At 61.2% G+C, this 25,519-nt stretch carries 22 protein-coding genes; 7 read left to right on the top strand and 15 right to left on the bottom strand.

The window, feature by feature from the left end; translation table 11 throughout:
• Position 1 precedes the first annotated feature (1 nt).
• From QO005_RS20965 to QO005_RS20945, 5 genes are read right to left on the bottom strand one after another with little or no spacing between them, the layout of a single operon-like run.
• A complete protein-coding gene (locus QO005_RS20965) occupies positions 2-994 on the bottom strand; it encodes a carbohydrate ABC transporter permease (RefSeq protein WP_307159964.1) in 993 nt (330 codons plus the stop codon).
• On the bottom strand, positions 984-2,087 hold the full coding sequence (locus QO005_RS20960) for an ABC transporter ATP-binding protein (protein WP_307159963.1): 1,104 nt from the start codon (positions 2,085-2,087) through the stop codon (positions 984-986). The genes QO005_RS20965 and QO005_RS20960 overlap by 11 nt, the downstream gene beginning before the upstream one ends.
• Positions 2,088-2,106: 19 nt before the next feature.
• On the bottom strand, positions 2,107-3,435 hold the full coding sequence (pglB, locus tag QO005_RS20955; RefSeq protein WP_307159962.1) for a polygalacturonase PglB: 1,329 nt from the start codon (positions 3,433-3,435) through the stop codon (positions 2,107-2,109).
• A 6-nt stretch (positions 3,436-3,441) separates the two neighbouring features.
• On the bottom strand, positions 3,442-4,524 hold the full coding sequence (gene bglB / locus QO005_RS20950; RefSeq protein ID WP_307159961.1) for a beta-galactosidase BglB: 1,083 nt from the start codon (positions 4,522-4,524) through the stop codon (positions 3,442-3,444).
• Positions 4,525-4,535: 11 nt separating this feature from the next.
• Positions 4,536-7,055, bottom strand: coding sequence for a hypothetical protein (locus QO005_RS20945; protein WP_307159960.1), 2,520 nt, complete (start codon positions 7,053-7,055; stop codon positions 4,536-4,538).
• Positions 7,056-7,282: 227 nt separating this feature from the next.
• Between QO005_RS20945 and QO005_RS20940 the strand changes: the two genes are divergently transcribed.
• From QO005_RS20940 to QO005_RS20920, 5 genes are all read left to right on the top strand, one after another.
• The gene (locus QO005_RS20940) at positions 7,283-8,521 is read left to right on the top strand and encodes an ABC transporter substrate-binding protein (protein WP_307160019.1); all 1,239 of its coding nucleotides are present in this window, start codon (positions 7,283-7,285) and stop codon (positions 8,519-8,521) included.
• A 105-nt stretch (positions 8,522-8,626) separates the two neighbouring features.
• A complete protein-coding gene (locus tag QO005_RS20935) occupies positions 8,627-9,367 on the top strand; it encodes a FadR/GntR family transcriptional regulator (RefSeq protein ID WP_307159959.1) in 741 nt (246 codons plus the stop codon).
• Between the two features lie 267 nt (positions 9,368-9,634).
• Complete coding sequence (locus QO005_RS20930) at positions 9,635-10,975, top strand: MFS transporter (protein WP_307159958.1); 1,341 nt, start codon at positions 9,635-9,637, stop codon at positions 10,973-10,975.
• Positions 10,976-11,185: 210 nt separating this feature from the next.
• The gene (locus QO005_RS20925; RefSeq protein WP_307159957.1) at positions 11,186-12,355 is read left to right on the top strand and encodes a zinc-dependent alcohol dehydrogenase; all 1,170 of its coding nucleotides are present in this window, start codon (positions 11,186-11,188) and stop codon (positions 12,353-12,355) included.
• 18 nt (positions 12,356-12,373) lie between these two features.
• Positions 12,374-12,514, top strand: a complete 141-nt coding sequence (locus QO005_RS20920; RefSeq protein WP_307159956.1) for a hypothetical protein — start codon at positions 12,374-12,376, stop codon at positions 12,512-12,514.
• Here the strand turns inward: QO005_RS20920 and QO005_RS20915 are convergent, their stop codons facing one another.
• From QO005_RS20915 to QO005_RS20880, 8 genes are read right to left on the bottom strand one after another with little or no spacing between them, the layout of a single operon-like run.
• The gene (locus QO005_RS20915) at positions 12,515-13,231 is read right to left on the bottom strand and encodes a TIGR04290 family methyltransferase (protein ID WP_307159955.1); all 717 of its coding nucleotides are present in this window, start codon (positions 13,229-13,231) and stop codon (positions 12,515-12,517) included.
• Positions 13,231-14,274: a UDP-glucuronic acid decarboxylase family protein gene (locus tag QO005_RS20910; RefSeq protein WP_307159954.1), complete on the bottom strand. Its 1,044-nt coding sequence runs from the start codon at positions 14,272-14,274 to the stop codon at positions 13,231-13,233. The genes QO005_RS20915 and QO005_RS20910 overlap by 1 nt, the downstream gene beginning before the upstream one ends.
• A 49-nt stretch (positions 14,275-14,323) precedes the next feature.
• The gene (locus QO005_RS20905; protein ID WP_307159953.1) at positions 14,324-15,424 is read right to left on the bottom strand and encodes a CgeB family protein; all 1,101 of its coding nucleotides are present in this window, start codon (positions 15,422-15,424) and stop codon (positions 14,324-14,326) included.
• Positions 15,421-16,533 (bottom strand): CgeB family protein, encoded by a 1,113-nt coding sequence (locus tag QO005_RS20900; protein ID WP_307159952.1) that lies wholly within the window; start codon positions 16,531-16,533, stop codon positions 15,421-15,423. The genes QO005_RS20905 and QO005_RS20900 overlap by 4 nt, the downstream gene beginning before the upstream one ends.
• Positions 16,530-17,657 (bottom strand): CgeB family protein, encoded by a 1,128-nt coding sequence (locus QO005_RS20895; RefSeq protein ID WP_307159951.1) that lies wholly within the window; start codon positions 17,655-17,657, stop codon positions 16,530-16,532. Before QO005_RS20895 ends, QO005_RS20900 begins: the two co-directional genes overlap by 4 nt.
• Positions 17,657-18,778 carry a glycosyltransferase family 4 protein gene (locus QO005_RS20890; RefSeq protein ID WP_307159950.1) on the bottom strand — a complete coding sequence of 374 codons (1,122 nt, stop codon included), beginning with the start codon at positions 18,776-18,778 and terminating at the stop codon, positions 17,657-17,659. The genes QO005_RS20895 and QO005_RS20890 overlap by 1 nt, the downstream gene beginning before the upstream one ends.
• Positions 18,775-20,820, bottom strand: a complete 2,046-nt coding sequence (locus tag QO005_RS20885) for an NAD-dependent epimerase/dehydratase family protein (RefSeq protein WP_307159949.1) — start codon at positions 20,818-20,820, stop codon at positions 18,775-18,777. Before QO005_RS20885 ends, QO005_RS20890 begins: the two co-directional genes overlap by 4 nt.
• Positions 20,817-21,926 carry an NAD-dependent epimerase/dehydratase family protein gene (locus QO005_RS20880; protein ID WP_307159948.1) on the bottom strand — a complete coding sequence of 370 codons (1,110 nt, stop codon included), beginning with the start codon at positions 21,924-21,926 and terminating at the stop codon, positions 20,817-20,819. Before QO005_RS20880 ends, QO005_RS20885 begins: the two co-directional genes overlap by 4 nt.
• A 183-nt stretch (positions 21,927-22,109) precedes the next feature.
• Here QO005_RS20880 and QO005_RS20875 point away from each other — a divergent pair, with 183 nt between their 5' ends.
• The gene (locus tag QO005_RS20875) at positions 22,110-23,093 is read left to right on the top strand and encodes an MDR/zinc-dependent alcohol dehydrogenase-like family protein (RefSeq protein ID WP_307159947.1); all 984 of its coding nucleotides are present in this window, start codon (positions 22,110-22,112) and stop codon (positions 23,091-23,093) included.
• On the top strand, positions 23,093-24,112 hold the full coding sequence (locus QO005_RS20870) for a Gfo/Idh/MocA family protein (protein ID WP_307159946.1): 1,020 nt from the start codon (positions 23,093-23,095) through the stop codon (positions 24,110-24,112). Before QO005_RS20875 ends, QO005_RS20870 begins: the two co-directional genes overlap by 1 nt.
• Before the next feature lie 98 nt (positions 24,113-24,210).
• Here the strand turns inward: QO005_RS20870 and QO005_RS20865 are convergent, their stop codons facing one another.
• Positions 24,211-24,459, bottom strand: a complete 249-nt coding sequence (locus tag QO005_RS20865; RefSeq protein WP_307159945.1) for a hypothetical protein — start codon at positions 24,457-24,459, stop codon at positions 24,211-24,213.
• Between the two features lie 12 nt (positions 24,460-24,471).
• Positions 24,472-25,329 carry an SDR family oxidoreductase gene (locus QO005_RS20860; RefSeq protein WP_307159944.1) on the bottom strand — a complete coding sequence of 286 codons (858 nt, stop codon included), beginning with the start codon at positions 25,327-25,329 and terminating at the stop codon, positions 24,472-24,474.
• Positions 25,330-25,519 lie beyond the last annotated feature (190 nt).

The following is a 25,519-nucleotide window of genomic DNA, read 5'->3' as shown; positions in this document are numbered from 1 at the left end:
GTCATTGCTCCATCTTCTGACCGAGCCGAAGCTGAATCAGTGTCAGCACCAGCAGCACGCCGCCCATCAACACAGAGGCCGCCGAGGCAAGGCCGAACAGGCGAAGGTCTCCGCCGAAAGCGACCTGATAGATAAATTGCACGATGAAGCTGTTGGCCGTGCCGGGGCCGCCGCCATTGGTCAGCACCCAGGCCTCATCGAACACCTGCACGGAGCGGATCATCAGGAGGATCAGCACCACCAGCAGGTTGGGCGCAAGCAGCGGCAGCGTAATGCGAAACAGCATGCGTCGCGGCGAAGCGGCATCGATGGCGGCGGCCTCATAAAGATCCTTCGGAATGGCCTGAAGCCCCGCCAGCAGGATCAGCGTGTAAAAGCCCATATGGCACCAGACGGACACCACCACCACGAAGAAACGCGACCAGCCCACCTCCAGCAGGAAGATTTCCGGCGGCACGCCCAGCATTTGCAAAAAAGCGTTGAGCAGGCCGTTGCGATCGAGAAACCATTTCCAGATCAAGCCGATGACCACCGGCGACAGCAGCACCGGATAAAAGAACATGGCGCGGAAAAAGCCCCGCCCCGCCATGGCGCGGTTGAGAATGAGCGCCGTCGTCAGCGCCACCAGAAGTGTGGCCGTGACGTTGAAACCCACGAACCACAGCGTATTCCAGATGGCGATCCAGAACAGCGATTCCTGGCAGGTTCCGGGCTGGGTATAATCCTGGCAATTCAGCAATTGCCGGAAGTTATCCAGTCCGACAAAGGGCCGGTCCGTCACGAAGAGCTCCGTGCCGCCGGTAAAGGCATAGCCGATGGAAATGGCAATCGGCAGAAAGGTGAAAATGCCAAAGAGAATGAGGTTGGGCGCCAGAAACAGATAGGGCATGCGCTTGCGCCCCATCAGCCTTTCCAGCCCGTTCAGCGGCAGTTCCACCAGCCGCATCACACTTTCCACGGCGCGGCCAGTCCAAGCAACGATGTCAGCGGCCATGGGCAGACCCTCCGCTGGAGAGGCAAAGCTCGCTCTTCGGATCGAAGACATGCACCCGGCCAGCCTCCGGCATCACCGTCAGGCGGCTTCCCGGCTCCGGCGCAAAATGGCCAGGGCGGTGAATGATGATCTGCTCCCTGTCACCTTCCAGATAGCCGTAGAGATAAGTTTCGGTGCCCAAGCTCTCGTAATAGTCGACGATAAAGTGCAGGCCCTTCTCCGCCAGCACGAAATGGGCGGGACGGATGCCGACCAGCACATCCTGGCCTGACGCCACGCTGCCCGGATCGACGTTTGCCGCAAGGGCCGCGCCGTGGCCGGTCTGGATCAGGGCATTGCCGCCCTCGGCCCGTTCCACCTTGCCCTTGAGAATGTTCATGCGCGGCGAACCGAGGAAACCGGCAACGAAGAGATTGCGGGGCCTGTCAAAAAGTTCAAGCGGCGTGCCCACCTGTTCGATACGGCCAGCCCGCAGCACCACGATCTTGTCGGCCATGGTCATGGCCTCCACCTGATCGTGGGTCACGTAGATCATCGTCGTCTTGATATCGCGATGCAGCTTGGTGATTTCAGCGCGTGTCTGTACGCGCAACGCCGCATCGAGGTTGGAAAGCGGCTCATCGAACAGGAAGATATCCGGTTCGCGGACAATGGCCCGGCCAATGGCCACACGCTGCCGCTGGCCACCGGAAAGCTGCTTGGGCTTGCGATCCAGATAGGGCTCGATGGCCAGCATCCGGGCCGCTTCCGCAATGCGCTTGTCGATCTCCGCCCTTTTGAACCGAAGGTTTTCCAGACCAAAGGCGAGATTCTTGCGCACGCTCATATGTGGATAGAGCGCATAGGACTGGAAGACCATGGCGATCTTGCGCTCGGCAGGCGAAAGCGCTGCCACGTCACGCCCGCCGATCTCGATGCCGCCGGAGGTAATGTCCTCCAGACCGGCGATGATCCTGAGCAGCGTGGACTTGCCGCAGCCGGAGGGGCCGACGAAGACCACGAATTCTCCGTCGGCAATCTCAAGATGAATATCGTGCAATACCGCGACAGCCCCGAAAGACTTGTTCAAGGCGGTGAGTTTCAATGCTCCCATGTCCTCCTCCTCCCGCCACTTATTCCGCTGCCATCAGCAGCGTCTGGCTGTTCCAACCCATGGGCAATGGTTCAGGCCGGTCAATCTCCACCTCCAGCAGCGCCATGCCCTTCACACCTTCGGTATAAAGCCCCGGCAGACCGCCCGGATAATCCTCAAGGCCGATGATCCGGCCATCGGCGCCACGCCGGTAGGCATTGGCCCGGCCCGCCTCATCCGGCTGAACCGCAAGATCGGCATTCGTCGGGCGCAAATCATAGCGCTGGCCGGTGCCAAGCACACCCGGACGCTGCCTGACCCTGACCCGCGAAAGCCGCAGATTGTGAATACCGGCAGCGGAGGTCGAAATGGCGGTGATCGCCCCCTCCATCACGCCCGTCACATCCTCCACCAGCAGATTGACGACGGCGCCCGCCGGTTTTTCCGGGCGGCGATCCACCACCGTCACGGTCAGCGCCTCGCCGGAGCCCCAGAAACCATCCGGCGTTTCGCGGCAGTCAAGGGCGATGCGCGAGAAGCGGACATTCGAGACCCGCCCGCCATCGCGGGAGAAAATGCCAAGCCCGCGATTGGAATCCACCACCTTGCAATCCTCAAAGACGATATTGGTAAAGTCGCCATGGCTTTCCGTGCCAAGCTTCAGGGCGCAGCTCAGGCTGGAAACACTGGAATGACGGACGGCGACATTCTCGCAGGTGCCGATGGCCTTGCCATCCGGCCCGGCGCTGGTTTTCAGGCAAATGCCGTCATCGGCGGTGACGATCACGCAATGCTCCACCAGTGCCTGCCGGCAGGCATCCAGCACCATGCCGTCGGTATTGGGCAGGCGGCGATTGTTCTCAACCGTGACATGGGAAACATGCAAGCCTTCGCAATTGACGAAATGCAGCGTCCACATCGGCGAATCCTTCACCGTCACACCGCTGACACGCACATTCCGGCAATGTTCCATCACCAGTACGCGGGGGCGCAATTCCGCCGGAATGAGGGTGCCGACCGCCTCGTCATTGCCGATGATGAAGCCTTCGCCGCCCGCCTCGATCACGCCTTCGCCGGTCAGCGAGACGTTTTCTGCACCGCGCGCCACGATCATGGCGCGGTCGGATTTTTCGGCAATCACATCCACGCGTGTTTCAGCATAGGCCTCATAATCCGGTACCGGTCGCAGCACCGCACCCTTGCCGATCACCAGATTGACCCCGGAGGCAAGGCGCAAGCCCCGCACCGTGTGAAGGCCGGCCTCCAGCACCACCTCGCCGCCGCCAGCGGCGCTCACCGCATGCACGGCATCCTGAATGGCGGCGGTATTATCCCCGTCCCGGGGTGCGATCTTCCTTGTCATAGGCATGGTCTTTCAAGCGGTCTTCATCATCACGTCGATCAAAAGCAGCATGGCCAGCGCCTGCCCATAAGGGGTCGGCAGGTTGGGAATGCGGCGGTAGAAATCGAGATCATGGCCCATGGGCGTTCCGTCGGAGACGCCATGCACCACACCTTCCGCATCGATCTTGCCAAGCACGGCGGCAAGGGCGCGATCGGCATGAACTTTGTCGGAGGGGGCGAGAATGCCCGCCTCGATCCCGCGCAGAATGCCATAGGCAATGCCTGCCGTGGCCGAGGTTTCGGTGGGCGATGTCGGATCATTCAGCAAGGTATGAAAGAGGCCGTCCTGCCGCTGAAACGCCTTTAGCGAGCGCACCTGGCTTTTCAGCACATTGGCGAGGAAACGGCGGTCCTTGTCGGCAAGATCCGGCACGATCACGAAGAGTTCGGGAATGGCCACCGTGATCCAGGCATTGCCGCGCGCCCAGAAAGCACGGGCGAAATTATGCCGCCCCAGAAAGGTCCAGCCGTGATACCACAGGCCCGTGACCGGATCGGAAAGATAGCGGGCATGGACGAGGAACTGGTAAACCGCTTCATCCACCCAATCCTTCCGCGAGAAGACCATCCCGGCCTGCGCCAGGAACAGCGCTGCCATGAACAGCGTATCGTCCCAAAGCTCGCCCTCGTTCAGGCGCTCCTTCACCACATGCTGAAAGCCGCCATCCTCGGTTTTCGGCAGATGATGCACAAGCCAGTCAGCCCAATCCTCCACAAGGGCGCGGAAATCCGGCCGGTCCACATGCTGGATGAGAATGGAAAGCGGCAGCATCGGTGCGGTGCTGTTGATCTGGCGCGGCGGCAGGCCGCGACCGATCTGCATGGCATACCAGTCCACCAGATCGGCAAGGGCTTTTCTGTCATCGGCGGCAATGGCGCGGCGCAGGAAGCCATAGAGACCCACGCCCACTTCCCAGTCCCATTCGTCGAACTGGATGCCGGAGGCGCTTTCGCTGACCAACCCCTCCTTGATGCCCTTCAGGCGGCTGAAGGCTGCCGCCACGTTGTCAATGGTTTGGCGAAGGCCCTGCTTGTCGATGCTTGCACTCTTCATGGAGATGTCCGTCATGCGTAAAAGGGTGGAATGGCAAAGCCGCCGAGATCGCTGTCATAGGTCAGCTGCGGCTCCGGCTGGGTGTGGGAAAAGGGCTGCGGAACGCCGCCGATCAGGAACGTGCCGTCATAGGCCAGGCTCACGGGCTCCCGGCCCGGGGGGATCAGCGTCAGACGCTTCGCCTCCGGCTCGAAGCGGGTTTCGGTCGCCTGCACCCGGCTGATGAAGTGCCGGAAGGCGGCCTCATCGCCAGAGCCGACCACCGCCGCCCAGCCGCAAACCGGCCCTGGAGAGCGAAATTCCCGGCCAGCCGTCGCGCCGTTTTCAACGGCCTCCAGCACATTGGTGGCAAAGAGGGCGCAAAAACCCCGGCCCGAGCGGTTAAAAAGCCAACGACCATCCAGCACAATCTCATCCATCCCGTCCCGCCCGGCATAGGCATGGGTCCAGGGAAGACGGGCCTGCCCGACATCGGCAATGAAGAGGGCGAGATCGCAATGCTGCGCTACCCGCGGCAGTATACCATTGCCCGCCCAGTAGGAGGGACGCTGCGAACCCCAGGGATCATCCTCGCCGGGATGATTGACCCAGAGCCGCGCCATGGGATGCCCCTCGAGGCGGATATCCAGCACATGCTGCTGATGGCCGGGCTTTCCCGTCTTGTGATCGACAACGGTGGAAAGCTGGGCTCCGTCATTTTTGAAGAGCACGAGATGGGCGGCTTCCAGGCCCTGGGTGTAACGCGCCTCGATGGCGCGTCCGGGTTTCAGATCGGCAAGCGCCATCAGCCGTTCCGGCGGGCAATACCGGCCTGCCGCAAACATCGGCAGCGAGGCGACGCCGCCGTTCAGCCAGCCTTGTCCGAAGGCCACCCAGGCAAAGGGCGCAAGCTCGGTCAGTGGCCCTGCCCGCAACTCCTTGTCATAGGCGCGGCCTTGCGAACCGGCGGGCACGCCGCCCAGCGTGTGCAGCGCCACCATTTCGAAAATCAGATCCAGCAAATGCCGGGCGCGAGCGGAAATCGCCTGTCCCGCCCAATGCTCGAGCGCCAGAAGTCCGATAAAATCGATGGGGTAGTACGCTGCCGAATTCCACTCCGCCAACCCATGCGGCTCGACCGCATCGAACCACAGGCCAAGCCGGGCGGTGGCAAGGGCAGCCTGTTCCGCGCCTGTCCGGCCCGAGGCGGTAAAGATCGCTTCCGGCAGCCAGAGCCCTGCCAGCAACTGGCTGGTGTGGAAGCAGAGAACATGGTTCTCGCTCCAGAACCACATGGCGTCATTGCCGGGCTCATCTACCCAATAGCGATAATTCAGCACCGAGTGGCGAATGCGGGCCAGCATCGGCGGCTCGATCGCCTCAGGATGGGCCATGACCAGCCACAGAAGCGGCACCATGATGAAATCGGAGCAATCGTCGCGCCGGTCGATGGAAGCAAGCGTTGCTTCCATGATGTCGGAAAAGGCCTGGGGCTGGATCTGACCGCTGGCTGCCATGGCCAGCAGGCGACCGATGCGCGGCGCGCCATGACGGGCGGAAAAGCGCAGCGCTTCGGCCTTGCGATCCTCCAGCAGGGCTGCGGCCGGTCTTGCAGCAAGACCGCCCATGAAGGCCGCATCCATGCTGCGCCGGGCAGAGGCCTCGCCTTCGCCCACCTTCACCTTCACACCGTGATAGCCATCCGGCAATGCTTGATGCGGCACGGAAAGGCGGGTTTCTCCTGCTTTCAGGATCAGGCTTTCCCGCGCCAGCATCGCACGATCATGCCCATGGCTGACGATCTCCACAGACACCGGCAGATCGCGATCTGCGGGCCTGTCGAAGATCAGCACCAGCGGCGAGCAGACAAAGACATCGCGTTCCGGGCGCAGATCCCGGACCAGCGCCTCCAGCCGGTCCGCCTCCTGCTGGTCGATGGCAACCGGCAGAACAACGGTGAGCGGCTCATCATCCAGAAGTTCCAGTTCGAAGAACCAGACGGTATCACGCTCGGCGAGATCCTCACTATGCAGCAGAATCTCATTATCCCCCGCCTGGAGGGAAAGCGTGACCTCGGTGACGGAAACGCGGTTGCGCTGGAAAGGCTCGAATCGCACCTGCTCCTCGCCATTCACCCAGATGCGAACGCCGCCGCATGTGGACAGGCGGAAGGTGACGCGCCTTGGCGCGGGCGAAACAAAGCAGCCGGACAGCCAGCGCCGGACATGGGTGGGCACATGCCAGAAATGCGTAAATTCGACCCGGCGATTGGTGCCCGGCAGGTTGATATGCCCCACCGGCCAGTCCCGTTCGGGAAAAATGCGCCGCCCCACCATGGTCGCCCAGAAGGCCTTGCGGCAGGGCAGATCGCCAACATCCACGAAACCGTTGATAAAGCGATAGCGCACACGATCCTCGGCAGGCGCGGCAATGCCCGGAAAATCCGCCTTGATCAGGTCCGACACCAGCCAGGCGGTTACCGTCTCACCATGCCCCACCCGGTAGAGCGGGCGGGCGGTGCCCGCCTGTACGGGCAAAGAGCCAGTCTCCATGAATCGCCTCCCATCGATCATGAAAATATTTCAACTACCACTCCCTTCGCCCGAAAAATCGATTGAAGCGGTAATTTTCGCAAAGCAAACAGCTTGACGACGCGTCTGTCAAGACGCAAAACTTGCTCCATCATGTTGCCTCAAGAGGAGAAGCAACAGGGTAATGAAATTATTTTCATTGGGAGGACAGAATGCTGAAGACTTTGAAGGGCCTTGGACTGGGCCTGATGGCGCTTTACGCGTCCACCGTCACGGCCCAGGCCGAGACCAAGACGATCACCTTCCTTTTCACCGACGACGACCAGGCCTATGTCGAGCGGATGGCAGCGCTGAGCAAGGAATTCGAAAAGAGCCATCCGGATGTGAAGGTGAATTTCGTCTCCTCTGGCTATGATGCGGTTTCCAAGCAATTGCCGGTGCAGCTTGCGGTGGGAGAAGGGCCGGATGTCGCAAAGATCACCGACTGGCAGCTTGCGCCCTATTATCTCGACATGCGGCCCTATATGAAGGATGCCGCCGCCTATGAGAAACTGCATGGTGACAGCCTCAACCTCTTGCGCATGCCCGGCATCAACGATCCGAAATCGATCAATGGCTATGTGGCCTCGCAGACCTTCAACCTGCCTTTCGTGAACAAGACGCTGTTCGAGCAGGCGGGCGAGCCACTGCCCGGCCCAACGGCGACGCTGAAGGAGATCGTGGAGGTCTCGGCCCGCGTCGCCAAGAAGACCGGCGTGCAGATCCCCTTCACCATGGACCGCTCCGGTCATCGCTTTTCCGGCGGCGCTTTTTCCTACGGTTCGAATTATGTGGTGAACGACAAATTCGTCTTCCCCGACGAGCCCGCCAAAAAATACATTGCCGACCTTTACAGCTGGACGCAGAACGGTTCCTTCCCCAAGGAAATGTGGGGTGCTGCCGGCGGCTCTCAGTACAAGAACATGGGCGATGAATTCGTGAACGGCAATGTCGTCACCTATCTGGCCGGCAACTGGATGGTGAACCCCTTCCAGAAGAAGATTGGCGATGCCTTCGAATGGACGGCGCTCAACGCCCCCTGCGGCGATGCCGGCTGCTTCGCCATGCCCGGCCAGACCGCCATTGTCGGCTTCAAGCGCACCAAATATCCGGAGGTGGTGGGCCAGTTCATCGAGTTTTTGGGCTCTGAAAAAGTGCAGCGCGAAATCGCCGAGAATTTCGTCATTCTCACCGGGGCAAACATCGACAATCCGCACTACAAGCTTTCGGACCAGAATGCCAAGGCAGCCATGGCGGTCTTCCTGGCCAATGAGAAGAACGCGCCGCCCGCTGCCCGTGTCCTGGAACAGAAAAAAGGATCTTCAGCCCTTTACCAGCAGATCGTGCAGCGCATGAGCCAGCTCATCGTTGGCGAGCTTTCGCTGGATGAGACCTACAAAGCTCTGGTTGCCGATACCGACAAGATCAACGCCGCCACGGGTAAATAAATGTAAAACTGCTTGCCTGGACCGGGGCATCATTGTCATTTGATCTTGACTTTGGCGCTCCGGTATCGCCTACTTGAACCAATAGCAATTGGTTCGCACCAAAGCATGCCGAATTTCGAGAATTCCAATCTGGCACTGGACAGGCTTCGTGAGCTTTTCGCCCGCGAGACCCCCGAGGCTGGGTCGAAATTACCGACAGAAAGAAACCTGGCGGATATGCTGGGCGTGAGCCGCCGCGCCATTCGCCGTGCGCTGGAAGTGCTGGAGGCCGAGGGCCTCGTCTGGCGCAGGCAAGGCTCCGGCACCTTTGCCGGGGCAAGGCCAGTACAGGCACTGGCTACGGCCGGATTGACGCTTTCCGGCTGCGACCCGCTGGAGGTCATGGAAGTGCGGCTGCGGCTTGAGCCGCAACTGGCGCAGCTTGCCGCGATGCGGGCAACGCCTGAAAGCGTCGAGGCCATGTATCAGCTGGCGCAGAAAATCACCGAAAGCGACGATGCCGACGCCCAGGAATTATGGGACGGGGCGTTGCACCGTCGCATAGCCCAATGCGCAGGAAACCGGCTTTTCCTGACGCTTTTCGACCTCGTCAATCAGGTGAGACAGGAAGAGGCCTGGCGCACCATGCGCGAACAGGCGCGCTATGCCTTTCACTCCCTGGAAATGGCACACCAGCAACATCTTTCGATCATTGATGCCATCGCCAACCGCGACGCCATGGGCGCGGGCGAGGCGATGCGAAGCCACCTGCTTGTGCTTCATGAAAGCCTCACACGCATTACATCCTGCACGCTCGAGGAGTTGTCGCCTGGTCGAGGCACAACAGCGAGAGCCACGGGCCTGTAAGGCAAGGTACCAGTTTCGATCGTTTCGCCCCGCACGGCGGAATGATCCCCAGGCGGGCGGCGCGGTGACGATGGCACGCCGCCCGCCCTTTTTTACATCATAGAGTTTGGGCCGGAAACCCGCCCCTCCTTTGGTTCAGCCGATCATACAGAACGCTCGCCAACCTTCTCCTGAACAAGCGATTTTCGTTTGGTTTTCCGGTAATATGCAGTATGGGTCACGAAAAAGCCGGATTTGAAACAGGCCGGACTTGCAACAGGTAGACCCATGTCCCCCACCCATGCTTCCGCCGCTCCGCGACGCCTCACCTCCGCAGATTTTCGCACGCTTGGCCTTTCGGCCCTTGGCGGGGCGCTGGAGTTTTATGACTTCATCATTTTCGTCTTCTTTGCAGGCGTGATCGGCAAGCTTTTCTTTCCGCCGGACATGCCGGACTGGCTGGTCACGATCCAGACCTTCGGCATTTTTGCCGCGGGCTATCTGGTGCGGCCCATCGGCGGCATCGTGCTGGCGCATTTTGGCGATATTTTTGGCCGTAAGCGGGTCTTTGCCTTCTCCATTCTGCTGATGGCGCTTTCGACGCTCGGCATGGCCGCCATGCCGACCTATGCTTCGATCGGCGTTGCCGCTCCAGTGCTGCTGATCGTCATGCGCCTGCTGCAGGGCGCCGCCATCGGCGGGGAAGTACCGGGCGCCTGGACCTTCGTTTCCGAACATGTGCCCTTCCGCCGCGTCGGACTGGCCTGCGGTTTCCTGTGCTCCGGCCTGACGCTCGGCATCCTGCTCGGCTCCTTCATCGCCACCATCATCAACACCGTCTTTTCGCCTGCCGATGTTGCCGCTTATGCCTGGCGCATTCCCTTCTTCCTGGGCGGCATTTTCGGGCTGGTCGCCGTCTATCTGCGCCGTTGGCTGAGCGAAACGCCAATCTTCCAGGAAATGCGCGAAAGCCGCAGCCTTGCGCCCGAATTGCCGCTGAAAACGGTGCTGCGCGATCATCCGCGCGCCATCATCATGTCGATGCTGCTGACCTGGGTGCTGTCCGCCGGTATCGTCGTCACCACGCTGATGACGGCAACGCTTCTGCAAAAGCTCTACGGCTACAGCGCCCAGCAATCGCTGGCCGCGACCAGCTTCGGCACCTTCTTCCTGATCATCGGCACCACAGCCGCAGGCGCGCTGGTGGACAAGATCGGGTCGGCCAAACTCTTCATAGGCGGCAGCCTGTTCTTCGCCGCAGCCACCTTCGCCTTTTACAGCTTTGCGGCGGTCTCGCTGCCAGTGCTGTTCGGGCTCTATGCCATCATGGGGCTTTCGGTCGGCATTGTCGGCGCCGTTCCCTATGTCATGGTCCGGGCCTTTCCGGCCCGGGTCCGCTTCAGCGGCCTCTCCTTCTCCTATAATGTTTCCTACGCCATCTTCGGCGGGTTGACGCCGGTCGCGGTCAGCACACTGCTGGCGGTCAATCCCATGGCCCACGCCTACTACCTGCTTTTCATCGCAGCGCTCGCCTTCGGCATCGGCGTATGGCTGGCCGGAAGCGGCGGAGAGATCGAAGCAGAAGCGGGGATCGAGGAACTGGCCTCGCGAGGCATGACGGGGCGCTGACCCCTGCCGCTCATCAAGGGAACACAGCACGGACCTCCCGGTTAGACAACCGGGAGCAGCAGGCCGACACGACAGGGCACCTCCTCCCAAACCGATCCCGCTTCAGGCGCATCGCGGCAGACGAGCCGCGATCACTGCGTTCTGAGGCCTCGTTTCATACACGCCCAGGCGGAAAGCACCTTTCCGGGACGTGTTCAGGAGGAAAACCCCGTGAAAGCATTAGCATGGCATGGCAAGAGCGACATTCGCTGCGAAAGTGTGCCCGATCCCGTCCTCGAAGACAGCCGCGACGCCATCATCAAGGTCACGTCCTGCGCTATTTGCGGTTCCGACCTGCATATTTTCGATGGCATGATCCCTTCCATGCAGCATGGCGATATCGTTGGCCATGAGACAATGGGCGAAGTCGTGGAGGTGGGGCGAGATTGCAAGACCCTCAAGCCGGGCGATCGGGTTGTCGTTCCCTTTTCCATAGCCTGCGGCGAATGCTTCTTCTGCCAGCGCGGGTTCTACAGCGGCTGCGAGCGCTCGAACCGGAACCGCGAACAGGCGGTGAAAATGTGGGGAAATTCGCCCGCCGGGCTGCATGGCTATTCGCATATGCTGGGCGGTTATGCGGGCGGACAGGCCGAATATCTGCGCGTGCCCTATGCCGATGTCGGGCCGATCAAGGTCCCCTCCAATCTCACCGACGATCAGGCACTGTTCCTCTCCGACATTTTCCCCACCGGCTATATGGCGGCGGAATTCTGCAACATTCAGCCGGGCGATACCATTGCCATCTGGGGCTGCGGACCTGTGGGCCAGATGGCGATCCGTTCGGCCTTTCTTTTGGGCGCAGAGCGGGTGATTGCCATCGATACCGTGCCGGAACGGCTGGCGCTGGCCCGCGCAGGCGGCGCGCTCACCCTCGATTTTCTGGAGGAGGATATCTACGACCGCATCATGGAACTGACGCATGGGCGCGGCGCTGACGCCTGTATCGACGCCGTTGGCACCGAGGCCGATTCCGCTTCCAGCTTCTATGCGCGGATCGACCGGCTGAAGGTCGCGACCTTCATGGGCACGGACCGGCCGCATGTTCTGCGGCAGGCCATTCATTGCTGCCGTAATTTCGGCACTGTTTCCGTGGTCGGGGTTTACGGCGGCTTTCTCGACAAGATCCCCATGGGCTCGGCCATCAATCGCGGCCTGACCTTCCATATGGCCCAGACTCCGGTGCAACGCTACATGCCGCGCCTGCTGGAGCGTATCGAAAAGGGCGAGTTCGATCCCTCCTTCGTCATCACCCACAAGGGGCGTCTGGAGGACGGACCGGACTTCTACAAGACATTCCGCGACAAGAAGGATGGCTGCATCAAGGTCGTGCTCAATCCATAAGCCCCGAGGAGAAAAGCCATGACCCGATCCATATGGATAGGCCTGATCGTGCTGGTGCTGCTTTTATTGGGCGGCCTCGTCCTCTTCGGCAATTATAATGGTAACAATGGCAACGGGGATGCGGGAAAAAGCTTCCCGCCCCATTCGATGCAACAGTGATTACCGGCATCGGCAGAGATAAACCTCCGGCTCGGGCTGAGCCTCGATGGCAAAGCCCGCGCTGCGCAACAGCGCTTCCACCGCCGCCCGGTTCGGAATGAACCAGTTGGTTGGATCGCCCGCATAGCGATGCTCGATGAAAAACAGTTGCGGCATGTCTGCACGATTGAAGATTTCCCATTCGCTAAAGGGGTAATCCTCCTCAAGTTTCGCTAGATCGCGTGAGCCCCGCTGCATGGACTGGAACAGCAGGAGGTCGTCCGCGACATGCTCACGGATCAGATCCAGTGCCAGCAGCGGGTGGCGCAGGTGGTAGAACACGCCCATGAACAGCACGAGATCGAAGCGCTGTCCAAGTTGCGCCACGTCATACACGCCGAGTTCCCGAAACTCGATTTCCAGCCCCTCCTCGCGGGCGGCAAAGCGCGCCTGGGCCAGATAATGGGGATCGGAATCAATCCCCACCACATGCTCTGCACCGCGCCGCTTCATTTCCATGGCGTAGAAACCGGCATTGCAGCCAATGTCCAGCACCGTCTTACCCGTCAGATCCTGCGGCACGACATGCTGAAAGCCCTTCCACTTGAAGGCTGGATAATCGCCCAGAAAATGGTCCGGCGCGGTTTGCAGGCCCTGGATGCGCAGATTGTGAAACCAGGGCCCAAGCTCCGCGATGCGCTGCTCCAGGCTGCGCTTTTCAGCCTTGCGGGCATCCATTATCGTGCTCCCACTTCGAACGCGGGCTGAACGCCTCCCACCACCGAAAGCCGGGGTTTAAGCACGGGTGAAGGTGCAGGAAGGGTTTTCTCAAACCAGTCTATGGTCAGCCGCAACCCCTCGGCAAGACTCACCTCCGGCGCCCAGTTCAAAAGCTCACGGGCTCGGGAAATGTCGGGGCGGCGGCGGCGGGGATCATCCTTCGGCAAGGGGCGATAGACGATCTCCCCGCTGCCGGGAAGTTCCGCCCGGACCCGTTCGGCAAGTTCGGCAATCGTGAATTCCTGAGGATTGCCGAGATTGACGGGCACGCAAGGATTTTCCTCCACATTCATCAACGCCGCCAGCCCGCGAATGAGATCGGAAACATAGCAGAAGGAACGCGTCTGCTCGCCCGTACCATAGACCGTCAGTTCGCGGCCCTGCAAAGCCTGCACAATCAGATTGGAAACGATGCGGCCATCATCCGGCTGCATGCGCGGGCCATAGGTGTTGAAGATGCGGGCAATGCGCACATCCGCCCGCCCCAGCCGCAGATAATCGAAGCACAGCGCTTCCGCCGCCCGCTTGCCTTCGTCATAGCAGGCGCGCGGGCCGGTGCAGTTGACGTGGCCCCAATAGTCCTCGCGCTGCGGATGCTGTTCCGGATCGCCGTAAACCTCGCTGGTCGAAGCCTGAAGCAGGCTTGCGCCCTTCTCCTCGGCCAATTGCAGCAGATGGCCTGTGCCGCGCACGCTGGTCATCATGGTATGAATGGGATCAGCCTGGTAATTGGGAGGGGATGCGGCACAGGCAAGATTATAAATCTGATCCACATTTTCCGGCACGGTCAGCGGCTCGCAGATATCGTGCTCGATCAGCCTGAAAGCGGGGTGGTTGCGCAGTGGCGCTACGTTCTCCAGGGAACCGGTCAGAAAATTGTCGACCGAAATGACCCGGTGCCCATGGGATAGCAACATATCGCTGAGATGCGACCCCAGAAAACCGGCTCCTCCCGCCACCAGAACCGTCTTGCCCTGTCGGCGATCGTTCTTTTGCAGCATGTCTGTCTCCTCTCGATGAAACGTCTGCGGACGGCTCTTCCCACCTCTGTCAGGCAGAGAGCGCCCGTTTGGCATGTGGAAGGCGCGCCGCGCTGAGTGCCTGGACCAGTTCGCGGCCCCGGGCCTCTCCGGTATGGCTGGCCAGCACGATCTTGGCGGCACGCTCGGCCTGGCTTTGACGGCTGGCTTCCGGCAGGGTCTCCAGCACCGTCACCACATCTTCCGGACGGCGAGCGATGACCAGTGCGTCGCCCTCCGGCAGCAGGCTGTCCAGGCCCTCCCAGGCATCGCTGATAATGGGCGCATGACAGGCCGCCGCCTCGAAAAGGCGCACGCTCGGCGACCAGCCAAGTGCCACCATGTCGGCGCGCGTGACATTCAGGGTAAAGCGCTGACGGCTATAGAAGGAGCGATGCTGTTCCGGCGGCAGATGCTCGATCCGGACAACATTGGCGGGCCAGTCTATGCTATCCGGGTAGGACGGTCCCGCCACGACGAAGCGGCGATGCGGCAAGCGCCGCGCCGGTTCGATCAACAGCCGCTCCAGAACCGGCTGCCGGTCGGAACTGTAGGTTCCGAGATAGCCGAGATCCCATTCGAAGGCCTCGCCAGTGGGAAAATAGCGGTCGGGATCGACGGAGCAGTAGAGCGCCCTTGCCGTCCGCACGCCATATCGCTCTTCCAGAAGCGTGAGCACCGTGCCGCCGGAAAAGGAAAAGTAGACGTCGAACAGCGGAAATTGCCGCCGCGCAATATACTCCTCATCCCCCCGCTCGATCTTGGCCAGCGTCACCGGCGTATCGATGTCATAAAAGCAGAGGCAGCGGGGAGAAAGCGCGTGAACGAGGTCGATCACCGCCACGCCGTCCGGCACATAGGAGCCAATGACGACGGCGTCCGCCGCGCGGATCTCGGCCGCAAATTCCCCGGCAAGCTGTTCAGGCCTGTCATAATAGGCCAGCCGGCAGAAATCCGGATGCGGCATGTCGCGGGCATTGGCATACCAGGGCATGTCCCGTTCCAGGAAAAGGCAGGAATGATGCGAGGCATTCAGGCCCCGCAGCAGGGAGCGAAATGTGGTGGCATGGCCATTACCCCAGGAAGAAGAAAGCGTCAGGCCGATGAAGACAATGTTCAGCGGTTTCGTCATGCCACCGCCTCCATCCGGGAGCCGAGTCCCGGCCCTGTCCCCTCGCGCCAATCGCGAAACAACTGATCGGCCAGCCGCGCGCGATTGTCATAGGTGTGATCGGCCAGCACACGTTTCAGCGCTCGCTTGCCGATCTCGCTTGCCTTTTCGCGGCTAAGGTCTGCGAGAAGATCCACCACATCCTGTCCGTCCCGCGCCACCAGCACCTCTTCACCCGGTTTGAGGAAGAGATCGATCCCCTCCCAATGGTCGGTGATCAGGCAGGCGCCTGCCCCTGCGGCCTCGAAAACGCGGGTGGCGGGAGAAAAGCCGGTTTTCGCCATATCCGCCCGGGAAATATTCAGGACGGCCTTCGGTGTGCAGTTGAAGGCATTGTGATCCCGGGTCGAGACATGGCCGAGATAATGGATATTCGGCGTCATGGGCTTGTCCGCCCAGCCAGACCCGCCCAACAGAAAGCGCTGCCCCGGCAGAGCTGCGGCAGGCGCCAGGAAAAACGTCTCCACACGCGCTTCGCGATCCGGCAGCCGGTTGCCGAGAAAGCCGAGATCGGCATCGAATTGCGCCTGCGGCGGCGCGGGGTGATGCGTCTCGGGATCAAGAGCGTTATAGATCGGCACGCATTGGCGGGCACCGAGGGCACGGTAGGCCGTCACAACCGGATCACCGCCGCCATAGGTCAACACCATATCGAAGCGCGGAAGCGCGCGCCGCAGCGGATGGGTATCCGACAGCGCCATATCCGCCAATGTCGCGGGGGCATCCACGTCCCAGAAAATCTTGAGCGCATCGGGGCTGGCAGAGGCAAGCAGTTGCTCGACCAGCTGATCATCTTCAAAACCGACACCGCTCGCCTTGACGACGATATCGGCATGGGCCGCCTCCGAGGTGACGCGGCGCAAATCCCCGGCGTTCGGCTGGTAGACAACCACGCGGCACCAGTCCGGCTCTTCGATATCGCGGTTTTTCTGCCGGTCGAAGACATCGGGTTCGAAGAAGGTGACCTCGTGGCCGAGCGCTGCAAGGGCCCGGATCAGCCCCCGATAGTAGGTGGCTGCGCCGTTCCAATAGCAGGACAGGAGGCTTGATCCATAAAAGGCGATCTTCATTCCGCAGCCTCCTTCGGCAAAATCTGATCCCGTACCCGTTTGGTGCCGCTCACGGCCAGAATATCCAGCAATTGCTCCACCCGATGCGCACAGGTGTGACGCTCACGGATCGTCCGCAGCCCATGTTCGGAAAGCTCCCGGCGCATGGCGTCATCGGCCAGCAATTGCTGCATCAACGCCTGCATCTCCTTGCCATCGCTGGCGAAAAGGAAATCACGACCGGGGGTGAAAAGCTGCTCGCTATACTCCCAAGGGGCGGAAATCAGCGGAATGCCGCAGGCCAGCGCCTCGAAAACCCGGATGGTCGGGATCCCGGGCAGATGCTCCACATAGGGCCGGCGTGGCACATGAATGGTGAACCGATGGGCGGCAAACACCTCGGGCACGGCGGCATTGGCAATCCAGCCGCGATAGTCGATCCCGGCTCTGCTCAGCGCTGCCAGCGCGTCATCCGGATAGCGCACACCATGCACGCGGGCAGAAAGCTTGAGATGGGCCACGGGCTCGATCAGGAATTCCATGAGCTCCCGCGAACGCTCGTCATCTCCCCAATTGCCGATCCAGACCAGATCCCGCTCCGGCGTCCTGTCGGGATGCGGATGAAACAGCGTCTCATCTGCCGCCTCATGCCAGGTGAAGACGTTGCGGCCCCAGCCCGCCTTCAGATATCGCTGCCGGAGCGTCTCGCCAAAGGCGAGCACCCCGTCATAATCGCGAAGGTCCATGGCGGCGATATCTTCCCCGGCGGAGACAGCGCGGTGATGGGTATCATGGAAGAGAAGCGTGAAATTTCCCGTCCGGCGGGCGCGGCCAAGACGGGCAATCAGTTGAGGTTCCGTCCACTCATGGACAATCACCACATCGGCTTCGCCGACTGCCTCTTCGTGATCGAAATCCACGTCATAGACCTCGGTGCGAAGATCGGGAAAATCCGCATGGAAGGCTGTGATCGCTCCCGGCCCCGCATCGGCCAGCAGGTTTTCCCGGCTCCAGGACACCTTGGGCTCCAGGGCCAATGCCGTATGGCCCCGGGCCTGCAGGTTCTTCATGATGCCGCGCAGGAAATGCGCATTGCCGTGGTTCCAGTCGGACATCAGGGAATGGGTATAAAACAGAAACTTCATCAGGACCTCACGGAAGACAACCGCATCTGGGACAGGCGGGCAGCGGGAATGGTTTCGGCATAAAGCGCCATCATCTCTGCCGCCTGGCGGTCGAGGGAAAATTGCCATGCCCGGCGAAGGGCCTCCGTAGCCAGCGCCTCGCGCCGCCCGTGATCGCGCGCCAGAAGGCGAATGGCGGCGGCAAAGCTTTCGGCATCGTAGGGCGAGGCAAAAAGGGCAGCCCCATCCCATAATTCCCGGTAGGTCGGAATATCGGAGAGAACCAGCGCCGAGCCTGAAAGCGCCGCCTCCAGCACGCTCAGGCCGAACGGCTCGAAAAGCGACGGCGACGCAAAGATCGCGGCATCGGACAAAACGGAGAGCATGGCGGCATAGGGCATGGCGCCGAGGCCGCGGGCAAAGCGCAGTTCCAGCCGCTCACCGTTCGGGCCTATGGTGGCTCCCGCCATCAGCACCGGTGTTTCGGTCAGGCGGGCCGCCTCATCCAGCAGGCGGCCATTCTTGCCCTCATCCCACCAGCGCCCGGCGGCAAACACCATCTCCTGCTTTTGCCCCGGATCGGTCACGGCTTTGCTGGCATTATGCACGACACTCAGATGGGGAAGCGGACCATAGCATTCCAGCAGCGCAGCCGCGTGGCTTCGGCTGGGCGCAATCACCCGATCCGCCCTGTCCAGTCCGCGCCGGTTGGCGCCCCAGTGCCAGAGCCAATCTGCCGGCGGCTCTCCTCCACGCACGGCCTTGAACCAGGTGGAGACGCAGGAATGGGACACCACCACCACAGGCCGTGAGGTTTGAAGCCCATCCGCCTGGGAGGGCAGATTGAGATGCAGAAGATCGACCTCATATTCGGCGGCGATGGCAGACAGCAGACCCGGCACCGCCTTCAGATCCTCCGGTCCTTTCGCCATCCAGTCCAGCGGCTGGCCAAGCCACAGCAACTCCCCAATTTCCGCCGCCTCGGCGATCTGATGGGTTTTGGGCGAAGGTCCAAAGCCGGCAAAGACGATCTCAATGCCGGATTGCGCCAGTTCTCCGGCAAGGTCCATGGCATATCGCCAGACCCCGCCGACCGCATCCACCGTCATCAGGATGCGTCGGGGCATAAATGGCGGGTTCATACCGCGACCCTCCGCCGGGGCGATGCGGCGGCGGCTGAACGGTGGAGATGGGGAAAGCGATGCTCCACCAGCCAGTCATGCAGCCGCCGTACGCCATCGCGCCAGCCGACTTCGGCGCGCCAGCCTGTGGTCTCCTGCAATAGCCGGGTATCGGCAACGAAATAGAGTTGGTCGCCAGCGCGCCAGGGTCCATGACGGACCACCGCGCGTTGGCCGGTCACCTGATCCATCTCGCGGATCAGGCTCTTGAGGCTGACGGCATTCTTAGCCCCGCCGCCCAGATTGAAGGCCCGGCCAGAGACCCTGCCAATATCGCGGTGCACGGCGCGATAGGCATTGACGGCATCATCGATAAACAGAATATCGCGCACCTGTTTGCCATCGCCATAGAGGGAGATTTCCTCCCCAGCCAGCGCCCTGATCAGGAAATGCGCCACCCAGCCCTGATCCTCCGTGCCGAACTGGCGGGGACCGTAAATGCAGCTCATGCGCAGAACAGCAGAAGGAATGGCAAAGGATTTGGCATAATCCAGCACATATTGATCGGCCACGCCCTTGGAGCAGCCATAGGGCGTGCAGAAATCCAGCGGACGCTGCTCAGAAACCCCGTGGGCGCGGATGCCGGCCTCGGCGGGACTATACCGATCCTCCGTCTCGACCATGGCAAGATCGGTCAAGGCACCATAGACCTTGTTGGTGCTGGAAAAGATCACGGGCGCTTTTCGTCCCGCTTTGCGCACCGCTTCCAGCAGGTTGATCGTGCCCCGGGCATTGACCTCGAAATCGTTGAGCGGCTGGTCCAGACTGGTCGTGACCGCCGTTTGCGCGGCGAGATGGAAAACCGCGCCCGCATCCGCCAGCACCGGCTCCAATCCCGGCAGGTCCCGGATATCGACAAGCGCCGGGTGAACCCGGGTGCCGTGCCGCTCCTGCAACCAGGCAAGGTTCTGGTCGACGCCGGGGCGGCTCAGATTATCGACCAGGATGACATCCCGGCCTTGCCCGAGAAAGCTTTCCGCGAGATTGCTGCCGATGAAACCGCATCCCCCCGTGATCACCACCGGCTCGGCTGCTCGGGCGATCGCGGGGCTCGACAGTTGCGCCACGTCCTTCACCCGGGGAAGCCCTCCCTCCGTCAATAGCCGGGCCAGAAGCTTCGGATGACCAGCATGATCGGCAATGCCCAGGTGGTAGTGGCGCGGATCGAACCACAGCCCCTCCTGTACCGGCACATCCGGGGCAATATCCTGATAGCTGTACCAGTAGGTGCGCGCGACAGGCTGTTCGACAGCGCTGACGAAGCGGCGCACCTGTTCCAGCTCGTCATTGCGCCAGGTGGAATAGCCGGTTTCGGTAATCCAGATCTCCGCGTCGCGGTTATAGCGATCGATGATCTGGCGCATTTCCCCAAGATGCAGATCCCAGCCACCCCAGCTTCCCGCCTCACTGTCCCAGGTGCCGGGAAAGCCATGGAAGCCGACGGCGTCCACCACCGACAGCACCCCGCGCTCGCCCATCAGGTTCAACCAGTAGGGATCGAAGGGGCATGGCCCGCCCAGCACCGGCTTGAAGCCGCGATGCCGGGTCCAGTAGGCAGCCCCGCCCACCATTTCACAGAAGAGATCGAAATCCGGATCTTCCCGCCAGTCCCAGTCCAGCAGATTGTTCGGCTCGTTCCACAGTTCCACATGGGTGAAGTGCTCACCGTAACGCGTCAGCATGTGGTCGACGAAATCGGCATAATCCTTGAGCACCATCGGTGCACCGGAAGAACGGCCCGTGCGGGAGAGCGACGGCGGGGTATAATGAATGCAGGGCAGAAGTTCGATCTGACTGGCGACCTTGGGGATCATCCAGTCAAACCACTCCTCCCCTCCCGGCGCCAGGTATTCAGCCCAGGAGAGATGGGTTCGCAGATAGCCTGCGCCCGTGCCGAGAATATCTTTCAGCACCCTTTCGGTGCGCTCATATTCGCCTGGACGAAACCATTCGACAAAGCCAAAGGCGCGGTCCCTGCTGGTGGGCGGGGTCGGACTGGTCATGATACAAGCCCCCTTTCCTCAAGCTGCCGGCGCATTTCCGCCCCGCGGTCTATCGCGCCCACTTCGCGCACCCAGGCTGCAAAGGGCCCGAGGCTGTCCTCCAGACGATGGCGCGGCTCAAAACCCAAGAGTTCACGGGCCTTGGAGATATCGGCAAAGCAGTTGCGGATATCGCCCGCGCGGGCCTTGTTCATGATCTCGGGAGCAATGTCCGGCACGCCCATGGCCTCGGCCAGCATGGTGGCGACATCGGAAATCGCATAGGCCCTGCCGCTGCCGACATTGACGACATGGCCGCTGACGCGCGGCTTTTCCAGCGCAAGCCGGAAGGCGCGCGCTACATCCAGCACATGCACGAAATCCCGTTTCTGACGGCCGTCCTCGAAGATCATCGGTGGCTGGCCATTGGCGAGCCGCGAGGCGAAATTGACCAGCACGCCGGTATAGGGATTGGCCAGGGCCTGGCCTGTGCCAAAAACATTGAAGAGGCGAAGGGCACTGGCCGTGACACCATAGGCCTCGCCGAAGATCAGCACGGCACGTTCCTGCGCATATTTGGTCAGCGCATAGATCGAGGCGAGATCGACCGGTTTTTCCTCATCCGTGGCAATGGGCGTGACGATCTCGCCGTTCGGACCCACCGGGTCCCACTGCCCCGTTTTCACGGCATCGGTGCGGCGGCGCACCCGCTCGAATCGCGCACCGTTATCTCCCTGGTAAAGCCCCTCGCCGTAAACGCTCATGGAGGAGGCCACGACGATCTTCTTCACCGAACTGCCGATCATTGCTTCCAGCAGAACGGCGGTTCCGAGATCATTGCCGCCGACATAGCGGGCAATCTCGTACATGGATTGTCCCACCCCGACCTCGGCTGCCAGATGCACGACGCCGTCACAGCCCTGCAAGGCCCGGGAAACGGCCTCAGCATCGCGGACGTCGCCCTGGTGAAAGTCCACACCCGGCGGCAATTCCGCCTGCACATCGCCATGAACCTGTTCTATCAAGGCATCCAGTATGCGAACAGTATAACCATTTTCCACGAGTTCTGCCGCAACATGCCGGCCGATAAATCCTGATCCACCTGTAACGAGAATGGTTTCTGACACGGAAAATCACCTGAAAGTGAGGGTTGTTGATGCGCACCCCAACCGGACCCTCTGGTGATTGTTCCATGCTTCTTGTTCTTCAATGTCATTTTCTTGATCAATGACATCTTCATCTTCTTCCGGAACCAAAGCAGCAAGTTCCGGTTAGGCGGGCATCACGACCCATCACAAGGGAGAGGATGCATGGATCAGACACGAAGCCTTGCCGGTAGCATGCGCGGCGCGGTGATAACAGGGGCGGGACGGATGCGGGTGGAAACCGTAGCCCGACCGGAACCCGGGGCCGGAGAGGTTCGCATCAGGCTGGAAGGCTGTGGCGTGTGCGCCTCCAATCTCGGCCCCTGGGCCGGACCGGACTGGATGCAGTTTCCGACCGAGCCGGGCGGTCTTGGCCATGAAGGCTGGGGAGTGATCGATGCTGTCGGCCCCGATGTCACGAGTGTGAAACGCGGAGAGCGGGTAGCGGCCCTTTCCCATAAGGCCTATGCCGAGTTTGACATTGCCTCTGCCGACGCCGTCGTTGCGCTGCCGGAAGCCCTGGCGGGCAAACCCTTTCCTGGCGAGCCGCTGGGCTGCGCGATGAACATCTTCCGCCGCAGCGCCATCAAGGCAGGCGACACGGTTGCCATCATCGGCATCGGCTTTCTGGGAGCGCTGTTGACCCAGCTTTGCGTGGATGCCGGGGCCAGGGTCATCGCCATTTCCCGCAGGCCTTTTTCCCTCGATCTGGCCCGCCGATGCGGTGCCGGGGACGTGATCGAGATGCGCGATCACTGGGACATTATCGAAAAAATGCGAGCCTTGACGGATGGCCGTTTTGCCGATGTCGTCATTGAGGCGGTTGGCAAGCAATGGCCGCTTGATCTTGCCGGAGAACTCACTCGCGAACGCGGGCGGCTGGTCATTGCCGGCTATCATCAGGACGGGCCGCGACAGGTGAATATGCAACTCTGGAACTGGCGCGGTCTCGATGTCATCAATGCCCATGAACGCGACCCATCCGTTTATAGGGACGGTATCCGGGAAGCGGTAGAAGCGGTCGTCAGCGGCCGGATTGATCCCATGCCCCTTTTCACCCACAGGTTTCCGTTGGAGGAACTCGACCGGGCGCTGGATGCGACGCGCGACCGCCCCGACGGTTTCTTGAAAGCACTGGTGATGTTTTGATGACGATGCTCAAACCTTCCTCTTTTCCCTCCCCCGCCCTTACCCTCGGCTTTCTCGGAACCGGCTGGATTGGCCGCCACCGCATGCAGGCCCTGCTCGGCACGGGCCTTGCCGAGGCACAAATCGTGCTGGAGCCTTCAGAGGCCATGCGGGAGCAAGCCATGGCGCTTGCACCCGCAGCACAGGCGGCTTCCTCCATGGATATGCTGCTGGCCTCGGATGTGGATGGCGTGGTGATTGCAACGCCGAGCGCCATGCATGCCGAACAATCCATTGCCTCCCTTCGCAGCGGCAAGGCGGTGTTCTGCCAGAAGCCGCTGGGGCGCTCCGCCGATGAAGTCCGGCAGGTGGTGGAAACCGCCCGGCAGGCGGATAGACTGCTGGGCGTCGACCTCTCCTACCGCTACACACAGGGTTTGCAGCAGATCCGGGACCTGGTGAGATCGGGCGAATTAGGCCATATCCATGCCGCTGATCTGACCTTTCACAATGCCTACGGGCCGGACAAGGACTGGTTCTATGACAAGGCGCGCGCTGGTGGCGGCTGTGTCGTGGATCTGGGCGTGCATCTCGTCGATGCCGTCTTGTGGATCCTGGATTTTCCGGAGGTGATAAAGGTCAGCAGCGCACTCTATGCAGGAGGAGAGCGCATTGGCGCAGACGATCCCCGGGTGGAGGATTATGCGGTTGCCACGCTGGAACTTGCGACCGGGGCCGTTGTTCGCATCGCCTGCTCATGGCGGCTGCATGCCGGTACGGATGCTGTCATTTCCGCCGAGTTTCACGGCAACAGGGGCGGCGCACGCTTTGCCAATGTTGGCGGGTCTTTCTATGACTTCGAAACCAGCGTCTTTCACGGCACTGCCCGCAGTCTTCTTTCCTCTCCACCGGAAGATTGGGGCGGAGAAGCCGCTTGCCATTGGCTGCGGCAACTGGCCACCGGGCAGCGCTTCGATGCGGAGGCAGAACATCTCGTCACGGTCGCGGAAACACTTGACCGGATTTATGCAGCGGCGTGATCGGATTGAAGCAGGCAATCGTCAGGTTCAGATTGAACCTGACGATTGCCACGGATTTGACTTTTGCCTGTCTGAAGCAGCATTTTCCCTCTGCGGGACTAACCCCGCCACTGCCCCTCATTCATATCTTTCTCATCGTAATTCAGATCCCATTCCTTCTTCGGCTTTTTCTGACCGGGAGGGGTCTTGTGCGCGGTGGCGTCGTCGGCGTGGGTGATGTCTCGCGGCTTGGCGCTGGCAACACCATTATTGTCACGAATGGTGTCGCCTTTCGCAAACTGGCCCGCTGCATCTTTGCGGATCGTTTCGGCGTCACTGGTGTTCTGCGGTCTATCGGGCTTGGACATGAGTTTTCTCCGTCAAATGATCGGCTTGCCGCCGGTGACGGCAATGGTAGCCCCGGATGTGTAGCTGGACAGTGGATCGGCCAGCATGACATAGGCGGTCGCCAGTTCCGCCGGCTGACCGGGGCGCTGCATGGGGACCTGCTTGCCGAAATTCTTCACCGAATCCTCCGGCATTGTGGAGGGAATGAGCGGCGTCCAGATCGGGCCGGGTGCAACGGCATTGGCGCGAATGCCCTTTTCGGCCAGCATCTGCGCCAGTCCTGCCGTAAAGTTCTGGATGGCGCCCTTGGTGGTGGCATAGGCCAGAAGCTTCGGGCTCGGACTATCGGCATTGATGGATGTCGTATTGATGATCGCGCTGCCCGGCTTCATATGGGCCACGGCGGCCTTGGTCAGATAGAACATCGCATGGATATTGACGCGGAAGGTCAATTCCCACTCCTCGTCGGAAATCTCCGAAATATCGCTGAATGTGGCCTGATGGGCGGCATTGTTGACGAGAATATCGACGCCGCCAAGTTCCCGCGCCGTGCGCTCCACAATCTCCCGGCAATGGCCGGCATCCTGTACATCGCCCTTGATCAGCAAGGCTTTCTGCCCGGCCTTTTCGATCCAGCGGCCGGTATCCTCCGCATCCTCATCCTCGGAAATATAGGCAATGGCGACATCGGCGCCCTCGCGCGCGAAAGCAATGGCGACGGCCCGGCCAATACCGCTATCGCCGCCGGTGATGATGGCTTTCTTGCCCTTGAGCTTGCCGGAACCGACATAGCTTTCCTCGCCATGATCGGGGCGTGGCGACATATCGGCGGTCTTGCCGGGCATGGGAACTTTCGGCGTATCGAAGGGGGGCGTAGGGTACGAATCCAAGGTCGTTCCTCCTGTCTTGCTGTTTGCGAATGGGACAGGGACAGAACAAGACCGGGGATCGCTTGTTCCCGAGAAAGACGAGCCGGAGCAAAAGCTAAAGTATCCGTTATGATCAAGTGATCTTCGGGACCCATTTCCTGTTTTTTTTCAGCAGTGCGTTTGCGAGGACGATGAGCTTTCGCATGACAGC

Source organism: Allorhizobium paknamense (genome assembly GCF_030815125.1).
Classification (GTDB): Bacteria; Pseudomonadota; Alphaproteobacteria; order Rhizobiales; family Rhizobiaceae; genus Allorhizobium; species Allorhizobium paknamense.
Note: the sequence above shows the minus strand (reverse complement) of the source record. Positions and strands in the feature narration are given on the sequence as shown.

What these genes read in the sequence shown, in the direction of transcription:
- QO005_RS20965 (WP_307159964.1), bottom strand. Translation starts at nt 994, where the DNA reads ATGGCCGCTGACATCGTTGCTTGGACTGGCCGCGCCGTGGAAAGTGTG.
- QO005_RS20960 (WP_307159963.1), bottom strand. Translation starts at nt 2,087, where the DNA reads ATGGGAGCATTGAAACTCACCGCCTTGAACAAGTCTTTCGGGGCTGTC.
- pglB (WP_307159962.1), bottom strand. Translation starts at nt 3,435, where the DNA reads ATGCCTATGACAAGGAAGATCGCACCCCGGGACGGGGATAATACCGCC.
- bglB (WP_307159961.1), bottom strand. Translation starts at nt 4,524, where the DNA reads ATGAAGAGTGCAAGCATCGACAAGCAGGGCCTTCGCCAAACCATTGAC.
- QO005_RS20945 (WP_307159960.1), bottom strand. Translation starts at nt 7,055, where the DNA reads ATGGAGACTGGCTCTTTGCCCGTACAGGCGGGCACCGCCCGCCCGCTC.
- QO005_RS20940 (WP_307160019.1), top strand. Translation starts at nt 7,283, where the DNA reads ATGGCGCTTTACGCGTCCACCGTCACGGCCCAGGCCGAGACCAAGACG.
- QO005_RS20935 (WP_307159959.1), top strand. Translation starts at nt 8,627, where the DNA reads ATGCCGAATTTCGAGAATTCCAATCTGGCACTGGACAGGCTTCGTGAG.
- QO005_RS20930 (WP_307159958.1), top strand. Translation starts at nt 9,635, where the DNA reads ATGTCCCCCACCCATGCTTCCGCCGCTCCGCGACGCCTCACCTCCGCA.
- QO005_RS20920 (WP_307159956.1), top strand. Translation starts at nt 12,374, where the DNA reads ATGACCCGATCCATATGGATAGGCCTGATCGTGCTGGTGCTGCTTTTA.
- QO005_RS20915 (WP_307159955.1), bottom strand. Translation starts at nt 13,231, where the DNA reads ATGGATGCCCGCAAGGCTGAAAAGCGCAGCCTGGAGCAGCGCATCGCG.
- QO005_RS20910 (WP_307159954.1), bottom strand. Translation starts at nt 14,274, where the DNA reads ATGCTGCAAAAGAACGATCGCCGACAGGGCAAGACGGTTCTGGTGGCG.
- QO005_RS20905 (WP_307159953.1), bottom strand. Translation starts at nt 15,424, where the DNA reads ATGACGAAACCGCTGAACATTGTCTTCATCGGCCTGACGCTTTCTTCT.
- QO005_RS20900 (WP_307159952.1), bottom strand. Translation starts at nt 16,533, where the DNA reads ATGAAGATCGCCTTTTATGGATCAAGCCTCCTGTCCTGCTATTGGAAC.
- QO005_RS20895 (WP_307159951.1), bottom strand. Translation starts at nt 17,657, where the DNA reads ATGAAGTTTCTGTTTTATACCCATTCCCTGATGTCCGACTGGAACCAC.
- QO005_RS20890 (WP_307159950.1), bottom strand. Translation starts at nt 18,778, where the DNA reads ATGAACCCGCCATTTATGCCCCGACGCATCCTGATGACGGTGGATGCG.
- QO005_RS20885 (WP_307159949.1), bottom strand. Translation starts at nt 20,820, where the DNA reads ATGACCAGTCCGACCCCGCCCACCAGCAGGGACCGCGCCTTTGGCTTT.
- QO005_RS20875 (WP_307159947.1), top strand. Translation starts at nt 22,110, where the DNA reads ATGGATCAGACACGAAGCCTTGCCGGTAGCATGCGCGGCGCGGTGATA.
- QO005_RS20870 (WP_307159946.1), top strand. Translation starts at nt 23,093, where the DNA reads ATGACGATGCTCAAACCTTCCTCTTTTCCCTCCCCCGCCCTTACCCTC.
- QO005_RS20865 (WP_307159945.1), bottom strand. Translation starts at nt 24,459, where the DNA reads ATGTCCAAGCCCGATAGACCGCAGAACACCAGTGACGCCGAAACGATC.